This window comes from Pontibacter cellulosilyticus (assembly GCF_014306105.1).
Taxonomy (GTDB): domain Bacteria; phylum Bacteroidota; class Bacteroidia; order Cytophagales; family Hymenobacteraceae; genus Pontibacter; species Pontibacter cellulosilyticus.
In genome coordinates this window covers 24,861-37,320 of sequence record NZ_JACRVF010000004.1, presented here as the reverse complement: position 1 = coordinate 37,320, position 12,460 = coordinate 24,861, and the positions used below count along the sequence as shown (strand labels likewise).

At 46.9% G+C, this 12,460-nt stretch carries 11 protein-coding genes; 3 read left to right on the top strand and 8 right to left on the bottom strand.

What is annotated here, in order from left to right; genetic code table 11:
- The first annotated feature begins 135 nt into the window (after positions 1–135).
- Positions 136–690 carry a DinB family protein gene (locus H8S84_RS13500; RefSeq protein ID WP_230407180.1) on the top strand — a complete coding sequence of 185 codons (555 nt, stop codon included), beginning with the start codon at positions 136–138 and terminating at the stop codon, positions 688–690.
- Positions 691–715: 25 nt separating this feature from the next.
- Here the strand turns inward: H8S84_RS13500 and H8S84_RS13495 are convergent, their stop codons facing one another.
- Positions 716–2,140 (bottom strand): thioredoxin-like domain-containing protein, encoded by a 1,425-nt coding sequence (locus tag H8S84_RS13495; protein ID WP_187067890.1) that lies wholly within the window; start codon positions 2,138–2,140, stop codon positions 716–718.
- A gap of 227 nt (positions 2,141–2,367) precedes the next feature.
- Here H8S84_RS13495 and H8S84_RS13490 point away from each other — a divergent pair, with 227 nt between their 5' ends.
- Positions 2,368–3,624: a pyridoxal phosphate-dependent aminotransferase gene (locus H8S84_RS13490; RefSeq protein WP_187067889.1), complete on the top strand. Its 1,257-nt coding sequence runs from the start codon at positions 2,368–2,370 to the stop codon at positions 3,622–3,624.
- 552 nt (positions 3,625–4,176) lie between these two features.
- Here H8S84_RS13490 and H8S84_RS13485 read toward each other — a convergent pair.
- A complete protein-coding gene (locus H8S84_RS13485) occupies positions 4,177–4,635 on the bottom strand; it encodes an Lrp/AsnC ligand binding domain-containing protein (RefSeq protein ID WP_187067888.1) in 459 nt (152 codons plus the stop codon).
- A gap of 166 nt (positions 4,636–4,801) precedes the next feature.
- Between H8S84_RS13485 and H8S84_RS13480 the strand changes: the two genes are divergently transcribed.
- Complete coding sequence (locus tag H8S84_RS13480; RefSeq protein ID WP_187067887.1) at positions 4,802–5,755, top strand: asparagine synthetase A; 954 nt, start codon at positions 4,802–4,804, stop codon at positions 5,753–5,755.
- 221 nt (positions 5,756–5,976) lie between these two features.
- Here the strand turns inward: H8S84_RS13480 and H8S84_RS13475 are convergent, their stop codons facing one another.
- The 6 genes from H8S84_RS13475 to H8S84_RS13450 all read right to left on the bottom strand — a co-directional run bounded on the left by H8S84_RS13475 (position 5,977) and on the right by H8S84_RS13450 (position 12,436).
- On the bottom strand, positions 5,977–7,350 hold the full coding sequence (locus H8S84_RS13475) for a LutB/LldF family L-lactate oxidation iron-sulfur protein (RefSeq protein WP_187067886.1): 1,374 nt from the start codon (positions 7,348–7,350) through the stop codon (positions 5,977–5,979).
- Between the two features lie 141 nt (positions 7,351–7,491).
- Positions 7,492–9,135: a M28 family peptidase gene (locus tag H8S84_RS13470; protein WP_187067885.1), complete on the bottom strand. Its 1,644-nt coding sequence runs from the start codon at positions 9,133–9,135 to the stop codon at positions 7,492–7,494.
- 110 nt (positions 9,136–9,245) lie between these two features.
- Entirely contained in the window at positions 9,246–9,731 is a 486-nt protein-coding gene (gene ispF, locus H8S84_RS13465) for a 2-C-methyl-D-erythritol 2,4-cyclodiphosphate synthase (protein WP_187067884.1), read from the bottom strand.
- Positions 9,732–9,919: 188 nt separating this feature from the next.
- Entirely contained in the window at positions 9,920–11,020 is a 1,101-nt protein-coding gene (locus H8S84_RS13460; RefSeq protein WP_187067883.1) for an alkene reductase, read from the bottom strand.
- A 94-nt stretch (positions 11,021–11,114) separates the two neighbouring features.
- Positions 11,115–11,933 (bottom strand): aldo/keto reductase, encoded by an 819-nt coding sequence (locus H8S84_RS13455; protein ID WP_187067882.1) that lies wholly within the window; start codon positions 11,931–11,933, stop codon positions 11,115–11,117.
- A 53-nt stretch (positions 11,934–11,986) separates the two neighbouring features.
- Entirely contained in the window at positions 11,987–12,436 is a 450-nt protein-coding gene (locus H8S84_RS13450) for a MarR family winged helix-turn-helix transcriptional regulator (protein ID WP_187067881.1), read from the bottom strand.
- Between the last annotated feature and the right edge of the window lie 24 nt (positions 12,437–12,460).

Sequence of the window (12,460 nt, the reverse complement as noted above, 5' to 3'; positions counted from 1 at the left end):
TATAAGTAAAATACTGGACGATCTGCAGTATAAGTATACGTTTTGTAGAGTTAATTGTAAATCTTGATTTAGATCAAGGTTAGCGAGTGAGGGCGATGCTACCTTTGTAGCGTACAAAATAAAACTATGAACATTATGAACAAGCTAGAACTACTAACACAAGCCAACCGCACACTTACCGAAACAGTAACCAACGAGTTTGCCAAACTGGACTTAGATGCCCTAAATTACAAGCCTAGTGCCGAGAGCTGGAGCATACTGGAGTGCCTGGAACACCTTAACCGCTACAGCCGCTACTACAACCCAGCACTGGCTAAAGCCATTGCTCAAAACAGTAATGGAAATTTTCTGGAAAGTATAAACTACAGCTGGTTGGGCAAGAAGTCGCTGGACATGGTGCGGCCGCAAAACGCGAAGAAGCACAAAACAGTAAAGCACATGAACCCCAACAACAGCAAGCTGGGCCGCGGTGCCATAGATGAGTTCCTGATGCACCAGGAGAAACTGCAACAGCTGCTGCAAAACGCGAAAGGCACAAACCTGAACAAAAAGGCTGTACCCGTTGAGTTTTTTAAACTGCTGAAGCTGCGCATTGGTGAAACGCTGGAGTTTGTGGTTACGCACCAGGAGCGGCACATACAGCAGGCATTGCGGGTAAAGCAGCAGCAGGCACAGCAGATGGCAGCGTAAATGTAAAGCTGGAGCTGGTGCTATTTTAAGGCAGCTGCAGCTTTACCTTAACTTCCTGTTTTTCGCCGGTGTTTAGATCTACCTTAAACAGCTGGTGGCTATTCGTGCTGGTTACCCACAGCTTTCCGTTCAAAAAGATGAGGTCGTTGGGCTCCGATAGGCCGCTGGCAAGGGTGTACACGCGGTTCCTGGATAAGTCCAGCACCTTTATCTTACCATTGTAGGTGTCGGCAATGTATACGTCGCTGTCTATGATCTCCAGGCCCACACAGTGCTGCAGCAGTGCATCGTCTATGTGGCCATCTGCATCCCCGAAATCAAAAAGGCCTCTGCCAAGTGGGGTAAGTACCATACCTGTTTTAAGATTAACAGTACGTATAGCGCTGGCTTCGGCATCGGCTACATAAAGTACGTGCCCGTTGTGGGCCAAGCCGCTGGGCTGGTTAAAGGCTGCCTCCCGTAGCGTGCCGTCTGTTAAAGCTTCGCGGCCTGTGCCGGCAAAGCGGTATACTTGTTCTGTTTCAAGGTCCATGCGCAGAATCTGGTGGTTTCCTGCGCTGGCTATAAATAAGCTGTCGTGGTAAAGGAGCAAATCCCAAGGGCTGTTGGGGTTTACTAGCTCGTTAAGCTTATCATCTAAAAAGTAATATTCCAGTTCTCCGGTGCCGGCTGCCGTGTTAACCATGCGGTGCTTCAGGTCTACTTTCCGGATGGCGTTGTTCTTGGCGTCAGCAATGTATAAAGTATTGCCGTGTATCACCATGCCATGAGGCTCGTAAAATGTGGCATCGGCATAGCCGCCGTTGTTAAAGCCTTGTTCGCCGCTGCCAATCACCTCCAGTACCTGCCCCTGCTGGTCGAGTTTCAGTATCCGGTTGTTGCCGCTATCTGCCAGGTATATGTTGTTTTCTTCATCACAGATCAGCTTAGACGGAAAGTATAAACCTTCGGACTGTTTCGGAGACGATTTAAACTCGAACGGTTCGTGGTTTAGCTGCTCTTTAAACTCTTCTTTCAGTTTCTGGATGTATGGGCGCACCGTGTCGTATACTCCCTCGCCAGCATGCTGGCCTATCACTTTTCCGTTCGGGTCTATCAGCACAATAGTAGGCCAGGCGCGTACGCCGTAGTAATTCCATATCTTGTAGTCGGCATCGTTTACCACCGGGTGCTCAATCCCGAACTTCCGGATGGCCTGCTCTATGGTTTGGTTATCTTTTTCGGCGTCAAACTTGGCTGAGTGCACTCCTATCACCACCAGCACATCCACATACTCCTCCTCCAGCTGCTTCAGGTCTGGCACAATGTGCTGACAGTTAATGCAGCCAAAGGTCCAGAAATCCAGGAGCACAATCTTACCCTTAAAATCTTTGATCGACCAGGCCCTATCGGTGTTAAGCCAGCCATATTCGGTATCTATTTCCGGTGCGTTTACTCGGCCTGTCAGCATAGTATAAATTAAGTAGGAGTTAAGCTTCTGTCTTATTGGGTACAGCTTTGGGCGGACAAATGTTTTTGCTTTTCCGGCGCCTTTGCTAAAGTATAAATTTGATTCGTGTATGGTGGCTGGTGCAGGTGTTAAATTAATTTTAGAACACTGCCAGATAGTTTTTACAGATGTGCGTTTATATAGTTGGTCTTAAATTTTTATCTTGTAAAGCACTAAATATTTCCCCCATGATAGTCTCAAAAATGGCGCAAAACCTGATCGGCTCCGAAATTATTCGTGTGGCCGGCGAGGTAAACGCAATGATCGCGAAAGGCGAACCTATCTGTAACCTTACCATCGGCGATTTTAATCCAAGCATTTATCCTATACCAACTGAATTGCGCCAGGGCATAACCAAAGCCTACGAGCAGGGGCACACCAACTACCCACCGGCGAACGGTGTTGCTGTGCTGCGCAAAGCTGTGGTAGCGTTTACAAAAGAAAGATTAGGGCTAGAGTATCCTGAAAATGATATACTAGTGGCCGGTGGCTCCAGGCCATTGATCTACGCTACTTATCTGGCACTGATTGATCCGGGTGACAGGGTGGTTTACCCAACGCCATCGTGGAACAACAATCATTACTGTCATTTATCAGGGGCAACACCAGTAGAGGTAAAGACACGGCCTGAGAATAACTTTATGCCAACCGCAGAAGACGTAAGGCCACACCTGAAAGGCGCTACCATGCTAGCACTCTGCTCGCCGCTTAACCCAACGGGCACCATGTTCTCTAAAAAAGACCTGGAGGAGATATGCGATCTGGTGCTGGAGGAAAATCGCAGCAGAGCAGAAGGCGAAAAACCGCTGTATGTGCTGTACGACCAGATTTACTGGATGCTGACCTTTGGTAATGCCGAACACTACGACCCGGTAAGTCTGCGCCCTGAATTAAGAGATTATGTTGTTTACATCGATGGTACTTCTAAATGCTTTGCTGCTACGGGTGTGCGAGTAGGGTATGCTTTCGGTCCAGCAGTAGTGATGGACAAGATGAAATCTATACTTGGGCACGTTGGTGCATGGGCACCTAAAGCAGAGCAAATGGCAACCGCAGAGTTTTTGCAGCAGCCGCAGGCAGTGGATGGCTTTATGAATGAGTTCAGACCAAAGATCCAGGAAAGCCTTGATGTGCTTTACAATGGTTTTCAGGAGCTAAAGGCAGATGGCTTTGCTGTGGATGCTATTGTACCCATGGGTGCCATTTACTTATCCGCCAAAATAGATGTAGCCGGTAAAACTGTGCCAGACGGTAAGGCGCTGCAAACGAGCCAGGATGTAACGTTCTATGTGCTACAGGAAGCGAAGCTGGCAGTGGTGCCGTTCTCCGCCTTTGGCTCCAGCCGCGACCTTAACTGGTTCAGGTTATCAGTTGGTGGTGCCTCTCTGGAGGAGATAAAGGACTCGCTGGGAAGATTAAGAGGAGCGTTAGAAAGGCTGAAGTAGTTTATACTTTAGGAATTATACTTTATGGGCAGCAGTATACTTGTAGTAGGTATACTGCTGTTTTTTTGTGCTGATGCTTCTGTGTCTGAAAACAAGTTTCAGGAACTAAGCACGACCTGTCAGGGAAATCTGTAATTATAAAATAATAGACCTCAGATTAAGCAATGGCAGAAAGTCCCTCTGTGAAGGGGTCGTAAGAGGATGACAATCGTTCTCCGATCAAGTTAGGCTATACTTTATTCTCCGCAGCAACGGGTCCAACCACCCCTGGCCCCTCCTTATCCAAGGCGGGGAATTTTACCTACTACTTCACTATATGCCATCACTGCAATTAAGGCTATTCCTTTTTGTCATTTTGTAAAGATTTTAATAAATGGAGGTTAAGCTGTAACCACAGAGCTTATACTTCATCCTGAGTATATAGGATGATTCCCCGCCTTGGATAAGGAGGGGTTAGGGGTGGTTGGACCCGGTATTGCAGGAAAGCGAGTCCTGGAGACTCGCACTCACTAAGCGGCACCAGCTGGATGCTGGCGCCAGGTAAATAAGATTTTAGACAATGGAAATCTGCCTGTTTATGCTTTCTTCCAGCGAGATAAACGTTTCGGTGCGCTGTACACCTTTTACTGGCTGGATCTTCTCATTCAGCACCTCTCGCAGATGGTTAGTATCGCGGCAGATGATCTTGATAAACATACTATAAGAGCCGGTAGTATAGTGTAGTTCTACAATCTCCGGCACCTGTCGCATTTGCTCTACAGCATCCTTATACACAGAACCCTTTTCCAGAAACACTCCAATAAAGGCACAAATGTCAAAACCAATGGCAGCAGGATTAATGATCAGCTGAGAGCCTTTCACCACGCCCATCTCTGTTAGTTTTTTCATGCGCACATGGATGGTGCCTCCTGATACATTCAGCTCTTTGGCAATGTCGGTGTAGGCACGGGTTACATTGTGCATCAGCAGGTTTAAGATCTGCTTGTCCAGATTATCAATCTCATAATTCATAAAGCCCTATACTTAGTCTTTTTTGCAAAGTTTCAACAGGTGGTGCTATGTTTTGAATAATTATCAAACATAAAAAATAATTGTTATTAAATTGTCAATAATGGCAATCTTATTTTTACTTTAGTAAGTATAAATCTTCAAATTCATTGCAAATTTTTTAAAACTTATGGAGTTAGAAACATTAGAAAAGCCAACGTTGCTGGACGCAACGCTGCGGCACCTGTGCCGTGAAGATCTGCCGAAAGTGCTGCAGGTGCAGCAGGGCATCATTCGGGCTACACATGATTTTATGTTTAGAAAAGGGCTTACACAGCTGATGCCGCTCATGCTCTCCCCGATTACGGATCCGTTGAACCACGGCGTGGTAGATGCAAGTATAAACTACGCCGATCGCCGTTGGAGCCTTACCAAATCGATGATCTTTCACAAACAGCTGGCGCTCCTGAACCCATCGCTTAACAGCCTTTACATTGTGTCGCCTAACGTGCGCCTGGAGTTTGCTGACCGTACGGCTACCGGACGCCACCTGTTCGAGTTTACCCAGGTAGATTTTGAGTTTAAGGGAAAAGACAGGTTTTATGTGATGGAGTTTGTAGAGGAGATGGTAAATTTCATCTTCGGTAGGCTGAACGCTGAGATACCTGAAACATTACTCGAGCTGCGCGGTGAGCTACTGCCGCTGTATGAGAAATGGCCGGTGTACCGTACCGAAAAACTGGAAGCAGCACTTGGGCCAGACTATGAGCACATTAAATCGGAAGATACTACAGCGCCATTCTGGCTTACAAATCACAAGCGTGAGTTCTACGACAAAGAAGATCCGTCTAAGCCGGGCACCTACTTAAACTATGATATTATCTGGCCAGAGGGTTTTGGAGAAGGTTTGTCCGGTGCAGAGCGTGAGCATGAATACGAGCAGATTTTAAAGCGCATGGGCGAAACAGGCACTGACAAAGAAGCCTTTAAATTTTACCTGGAGGTGGCCAAGGAAACTGGCTTGCCTAAGACAGCCGGTGGTGGCTTTGGCGTGGAGCGCATGACTCGTTTTATCTGCCGCCTGAAAGATGTGGACGAGGCGACAGTTTTTTCACGTAAACCATTTACACAGACAGCATTTTAAATGAAGAAAGACCTATGGACGACAATAGCGATAATGCAGATAATCCTGCGAATAATAAAGTAACATAAACGGCCTGCACCACTTAAGATGCAGGCCGTTTTGTTTTTATACTTTGTGATAAGTATAGCTGCGCTTGAATCCTGCACCATAGTGGGGTTAGTGATCCAGCAAGTATAAACTGCACCTTAACAAAAAAGCCTGCACAGGGCAGGCTTCTGATTTTATCCTTTTCGTTCTTTCCAGAGCTGGTTAAACGATTTCTTAGGCACTTGCAGTGGCTCGCGTCGTTTGCTCCAGGTATCTTTTTGCACAAACCTGAGCATAAAATTCTTGACACCAGCAGGTGCTATATTCATTAGCTTTCGGTTTTTCATGGCCTTTAGCCAGAACTTAAATGCTGTTTTTTCCTGCCCGTCAGCCAGGCCCTGCTCTACGCTTTGCTTGCGGTTTAAGAGCAGCAGGTTATGGATATTTATTTTAACCGGGCAAACAGAGGTACAGGCACCACATAGGGAGCTGGCAAAACTGAGGTGTTTATTCTCGCCCATCCCGCTTAAGTGTGGCGTAATGACTGATCCAATAGGGCCACTATACGTGCTCTCGTAAGTATGGCCGCCAATGTTTTTATAAACCGGGCAAATGTTCAGGCAGGCACCGCAGCGGATACAGTTCAGGGCCTCACGTTTCTCTGGAAGGGCTAACAGTTCTGTACGGCCGTTGTCCAGCAGTACTACATACATTTCTTCCGGGCCGTCCTGCTCTTTTGGCTGGCGTGGTCCCGTCATGATGGTGTTGTAGATGGTTACATTCTGGCCGGTGCCGCTGGTGCTCAGGAGTGGCCAGAACAGGTCCAGGTCCATCACCGACGGAATCATTTTCTCGATGCCAACAATAGCAATGTGCGTTTTTGGGAAGGTAGTGGAAAGTCGGGCATTGCCTTCGTTCTCTGTTACGGCTACGCCGCCAATATCCGCAATAAGAAAGTTGCCTCCTGTTATACCTACCTCTGCAGAAGTATACTTTTCGCGCAGCAGCTTACGAGCTACACCTACCAGTTCTTCAGCATTATCGGTTGGTGGTATGCCCAGTTTGCGTACAAACAGTTCTGCAATGTCTTTTTTAGACATGTGCATGGCTGGTGTTACAATGTGGTAAGGACGTTGCTCTGCCAGCTGCACAATGTACTCGCCTAGGTCTGTTTCTACTGTTTCAATGCCATTCTTTTCGAGGTAATCATTTAAATGGATCTCCTCGGTTATCATTGACTTAGACTTTACCACAGAGCGGGCGCGTTTGCGCTTCATGATCTCGCCAATCTCTTTCAGGGCCTCCTGGGCATCGCGAGCCCAGATAACCTTGCCGCCACGGGCTGTAAAGTTAGACTCGAACTCCATCAGGTACTTATCTAAGTTGTTGATGGTGTTCGTTTTTATAAAGGAGCCACGCTCGCGGGCTAGTTCGTGGTCGCTGTATTGGGTGAGGCCACGCTGCACAGCGGCGTTATACTTGCCGATGTTAAACTTGATAGTTGCGCGGTGGCCCTGGTCGAATGCTTTTGTCTCTGCGTCCAGCAAAAACTGTTTCAGTTTACTCATACTGTATCTACCCTACGGTTTTCGGAGACAAAAGCTGCCCCCTACAAAAGAAAAACACCCTTAAAGTTAGGGTGTTTTTCGCAAAGCTACTAAAGGTGTAGCACTTATACATTAAACGGCTGCAGTAGCAGCTCTAGTATACTATTTCTTGTTGCTGTCCACTACAATGCGGTTATCGCGGTTGGCAAGTTCCCATGTTGTGTGGAAAGCCAGTCGGGCAACTTTTTCTGCTGCATCGTATAGGATCTTCTGCGGCTCATCGCCTGGCTGGTGGTAATCGGCGTGCACTCCGTTAAAGTAGAAGATGATCGGAATACCATTCTTAGCGAAGTTGTAGTGGTCTGAACGGTAGTAGAAGCGGTTCGGATCATTTTCATCATTAAATCTATAATCCAGCTTCAGGTTTACGTGTTTCTGGTTCGCCTCTTCGTTTATCTGGTGCAGCTCAGAAGAAAGTTTGTCAGCACCGATTACATAGATATAGTTGCTGTCGTTGGTCTTCTCATGCTCCGTGTCCATACGGCCGATCATGTCGATGTTTACGTTGGCTACTGTGTTGGCTAGTGGGAAGATTGGGTTCTCAGAGTAGTACTCAGATCCTAGAAGACCTTTCTCTTCTGCGGTAACGGTCATGAACAGGATGCTGCGGCGTGGACCAAAGCCATCTTTCTTTGCTTGGGCAAACGCCTCGGCAAGCTCGATTACAGCTACTGTACCAGACCCATCGTCGTTGGCGCCGTTGTAAATCTTATCACCTGTGCGGGATTCATCTATACCTACGTGGTCATAGTGAGCTGTTACCACAACTACTTCATCTTTCTTGTCTGATCCTTCAATAAAGCCCAGTACGTTTTCAGTTGGAAGCGGCGTAGAGATGCGTGATGCTTGAATTTTTACATCCTTTGCAGCTGTGAAATTAGCAGCAACTGGTTTTCCTGCCTTCGCTACCTGATCAGCATAACCTGTTAGATTTTCTGTAGTTGTGCTAAGCAAAGCAGCACCTGCAACCGGCGAAATGAATACTGCGGCAGCTGTTGGCTGGCTGGTATTGCTCTTTAACCCTAAAGACGGACGAGACGCAAAGTTTTTGTAGCGCTGTGTCAGGCTGTTAAACTCACTGGCTGTTGTGCCGGTAACGATTAAAACGGCTTTAGCACCACGCTTTGTGGCAGCATTGCGTTTCTGGCGGTAATCGTTGCCCCAGTCAGATGCCTTTGTAGTGCCGCTTATCAGGTAATTGCCGTCTGCTTTCTTTGGCTCACCTGCCAGCACCACCACTACTTTGTCTTTGACATCTAGGTTAGCATAGTCAGAGTAGCTTTCACTATCGATGCCGAAGCCTGCGAAAACCACGTTAGCAGCCTGCTCTGTCTGGAACGGAGAGCTGCTGCCCAATACGAAGAAGTCCTGTCCCATCAGGTATTTTTCGGAGCCAACCATCATGTGGCCTTCGCCCCACTGGCTTTTTTCCAAGTCAAATGTCTGGTAGAAGGGGTTTGAGCCAGCTTTTACCGGGCCAACAAGACCGTCTTCACGGAATTCGCGGGCAATGTACTCGGCAGCCATTTTCTGGCCTTTCTCACCTGTGTTGCGGCCTTCGTACTCATCTGATGCAATAATGTACAGGTGTTTTGAAAGATCGGCGGCAGTGATCGTCTGACCATACTTAGGTGCTGCTTCACGCAGTTTGGCAGCATCTACGGTTGGGTTACTAGCGCTTGGGCCCTTCGTGCAGCCAAAGCCGAGGGCAGCTAGCAGCAGGGCAGCATAGACATTATGTCTCATAGTTAGTGATAAGGTGTTAGTAAAAGTTTAGTTTAGATTGTTAGGTGCTGTTTAGACTAAGGTTAGTTCAGCAGGTTTAATTTGTTCTGTCTAGAGCAGATTTTACTTTTCTACTGCTTCACAATTAAAACAGTTGCAAAAGCGGCTACTCCCTCCTTCTTGCCCACAAATCCCAAGTGCTCGGTAGTAGTGGCTTTAATAGAAATATCATGCTCCGGAATACCCATTACCTCTGCCAAACAAGTTTTCATGGCAGGGATGTGTGGGTTAACTTTGGGCTCCTGCAGGCAAATGGTAGAATCGATGTTGCCGATCTCGTAGCCTTCGCGTGAGAGCAGGTGCATAACTTCTTTTAAAAGAATCTTGCTGTCGATGCCTTTATACTTGGGATCTTTATCGGAGAAATGATGGCCAATGTCGCGCATGTTGGCGGCTCCCAGCAAGGCATCACAAATTACGTGTATCAGTACATCGGCATCAGAGTGACCAAGTGCGCCATGTGTGTGCGGTATTTTAATGCCACCCAGCCAGAAATCCAGCCCCTCCTGCAGTTGGTGCACATCGTAGCCAAAGCCGGTTCTTATTTTTAGTTTCATGTTAACTATACTTTAAAGTATAAGCCTGACAAGTATAAAAGGTAAATCTAACCGAAAATTACGATTGCGCACTAGTATAGATGCCGTTTTTTAAGTTTATACGTTGCTACAGGTTATGGTAAGTATAAAAGCAAAAGCCAGCTACTAGTGCAGCTGGCTTTGCCGGTATATATAAAAGCGCCTCAGGCTTAGGCCTCTACCTCCGCAAGCGAAGGGTAATCGATATAGCCTTTGGCACCAGGAACGTAGAATGTTTTACTGTCGGCCTCCTGTAGTTCTGCATTTTGTGCAAAACGCTCTGGCAGGTCAGGGTTAGAGATAAACGGTACACCGTAGGCTATCATATCCGCGTCTCCTTCCTCAATTACTTTGTTGCCGCTTTCCTGTGTAAAGCCACCGTTAATGATCAGGTTGCCTTTGTAAATTGGGCGGTAACGTTTAGCGATATGCTTCTCGATATGCGGCACATCGTAGTTAGACTGCGACGCCTCCGTTAAGTGCAGGTATGACAGGTTATACTTGTTCAGGTTCTCGATGATGTAATCGAAGGTAGGAATAGTATCCTCGTTCAGCGTCATGCCAAACGTGCCGTGCAGACTTGGATTTAACCTCACACCGATTCGCTCTTCAGGCACCACTTCCTTAATGGCATCGATCACCTCGAAAAGTATACGGGCACGGTTTTCCTTAGAACCGCCATATACATCGGTGCGGATGTTAGAAGTAGATGCAAAGAACTGGTGCAACAGGTAACCGTTCGAGGCATGAATCTCCACACCGTCAAAACCTGCCTCCATTGCATTTGCTGCGGCAGCTTTGTAGTCCTGCACGATTTGCTTTATCTCTTCTATGGTTAAAGCATGCGGCGTAACGGTGTCTTTAAAGCCTTCTGGTGTGAAGGATTTTGACTCTGGGTTAATGGCAGACGGCGCCACTGGCAATTTGCCGTTGTGAAAGTCGGGGTGCGACATACGACCAACGTGCCAAAGCTGAATAAATATCTTGCCGCCTTCTTCGTGCACGGCATCGGTTACTTTCTTCCAGCCTTCTACCTGCTCTTCTGAGTAAATACCAGGCGTATTTATATAACCAGTTGCCTGCTCCGATATCTGCGAGCCCTCTGAAATAATCAGTCCGGCACCGGCGCGCTGGGTATAGTAGGTTACCATTAGGTCATTCGGTACATTGCCCTCGTTATCAGCGCGACTGCGCGTCATGGGTGCCATAATTACCCGGTTCTTCAGTTCCAGGTCGTGTAATTTTATAGGTTCTAAAAGTGGTTGTGACATATCTATAGTTAGAAAGTTAAAGAGTTAGAAAGTTTAGGAGTTGTCTTGCCTTTACAATCTTTCTCATTCTTGATTAAAAGTTCTTGGTTAAATATTAGTCCCAGTCTGGGGCAAAAGATGGATTGACAACACGGATGTTATCTTTCTTCAGTTGGTCTATCTGTTTTACCTCCTCTTGTGTCAGCTCAAAGTCGAACACATCTATGTTTGATTTGAGGTGGCTGGTTTTTGATGTTCTTGGAATAGCCATTACACTATCCTGCTGCATCAGCCAGCGCAGCGATACCTGCACTTCGTTTTTGCCATACTTCTCGGCTATACTTTTAAGAACAGGATTGCCCAGCACCTTGCCTTGTGCAATGGGGCTATAAGCTGTAAGAGTAAGGTTGTGCTGCTGCAGGTAAGTATAAAGCTTGTCCTGGTTTATTAGCGGGTGATACTCTACCTGGTTTGTGATGATGTCGGCACTTGTGGCCAGCACCTCATCCAGCAGTTTGGTAGGATGGTTGCTCACGCCGATATATTTCGTGTAGCCTTTCTGCTGGGCCTTCATCAGTTCTTCCATGTATTCTGCCACGGGCACACCGGTATTTGGCCAATGGATCAGCAGTAAGTCTACGTAGTCTGTCTTCAGCTTTTTCAGGCTTTGCTCCACCGACGGCAGGAAATCTTTCTTAGCCAGGCTCTCACGCCATACTTTGGTGGTCAGGAAAACATCCTCACGGGCTACATCAGATGCTTGTATGGCTTTGCCTACACCTTCTTCGTTTCTGTAAATCTGTGCGGTGTCGATATGGCGGTAACCTTCTGCTAAAGCCGCTTTGGTAATTTCAAATGCTTTATTGTCTTCTAGTTGAAATGTGCCTAATCCTAAGGCTGGTATCGTTGCTCCTTTTATTTTTACTTCTTTCATAATTTAAGTCTGTACATTACTTGTATATACAAATAACATGCTAAAAAAATAGCCTATCCTCTGAGCTTGTCTAAAAGGTTACTGGCCAAAACAGCTTCCTCCTTCGAAAGGTTATGGAGTTTGGAGAAAAGGTCTGGAAATTTTTCATCCACCTGCTCCAGCTTTTTCAGGCCTTTATCTGTGATTCGCACCTCAATCATACGACGGTTTGCTGCGCAAACATCGCGGGTAACGTAGCCTTTCTCAATCAATTTATCTATAAGGCGGGTTACATTGGAGTTGCGGTCCACCATGCGGTTCTGAATATCGCCAAAGCAAACCGGCTCCGGGTGCTGCCCTCGAAGTATACCCAGCACATTATGCTGCTGCAACGTCAACCCCAGTTGCTTAAAGAACGGCATCACCTGTTGGTTAACCCAGTTGTTTGTAAACAACAGGTTTACCAGCAAACGACGGTAATCGTCTTTAAAGTGCTTCTGGTGTATTTCGTCTTCTATGCGCATTGGTGCTTGCTGCGATTGCGGTGC

Bases quoted from the DNA above. Each gene is read 5' to 3' on its own strand.
- H8S84_RS13500 (WP_230407180.1), top strand. From the start codon at position 136: ATGAACAAGCTAGAACTACTAACACAAGCCAACCGCACACTTACCGAA.
- H8S84_RS13495 (WP_187067890.1), bottom strand. From the start codon at position 2,140: ATGCTGACAGGCCGAGTAAACGCACCGGAAATAGATACCGAATATGGC.
- H8S84_RS13490 (WP_187067889.1), top strand. From the start codon at position 2,368: ATGATAGTCTCAAAAATGGCGCAAAACCTGATCGGCTCCGAAATTATT.
- H8S84_RS13485 (WP_187067888.1), bottom strand. From the start codon at position 4,635: ATGAATTATGAGATTGATAATCTGGACAAGCAGATCTTAAACCTGCTG.
- H8S84_RS13480 (WP_187067887.1), top strand. From the start codon at position 4,802: ATGGAGTTAGAAACATTAGAAAAGCCAACGTTGCTGGACGCAACGCTG.
- H8S84_RS13475 (WP_187067886.1), bottom strand. From the start codon at position 7,350: ATGAGTAAACTGAAACAGTTTTTGCTGGACGCAGAGACAAAAGCATTC.
- H8S84_RS13470 (WP_187067885.1), bottom strand. From the start codon at position 9,135: ATGAGACATAATGTCTATGCTGCCCTGCTGCTAGCTGCCCTCGGCTTT.
- ispF (WP_187067884.1), bottom strand. From the start codon at position 9,731: ATGAAACTAAAAATAAGAACCGGCTTTGGCTACGATGTGCACCAACTG.
- H8S84_RS13460 (WP_187067883.1), bottom strand. From the start codon at position 11,020: ATGTCACAACCACTTTTAGAACCTATAAAATTACACGACCTGGAACTG.
- H8S84_RS13455 (WP_187067882.1), bottom strand. From the start codon at position 11,933: ATGAAAGAAGTAAAAATAAAAGGAGCAACGATACCAGCCTTAGGATTA.
- H8S84_RS13450 (WP_187067881.1), bottom strand. From the start codon at position 12,436: ATGCGCATAGAAGACGAAATACACCAGAAGCACTTTAAAGACGATTAC.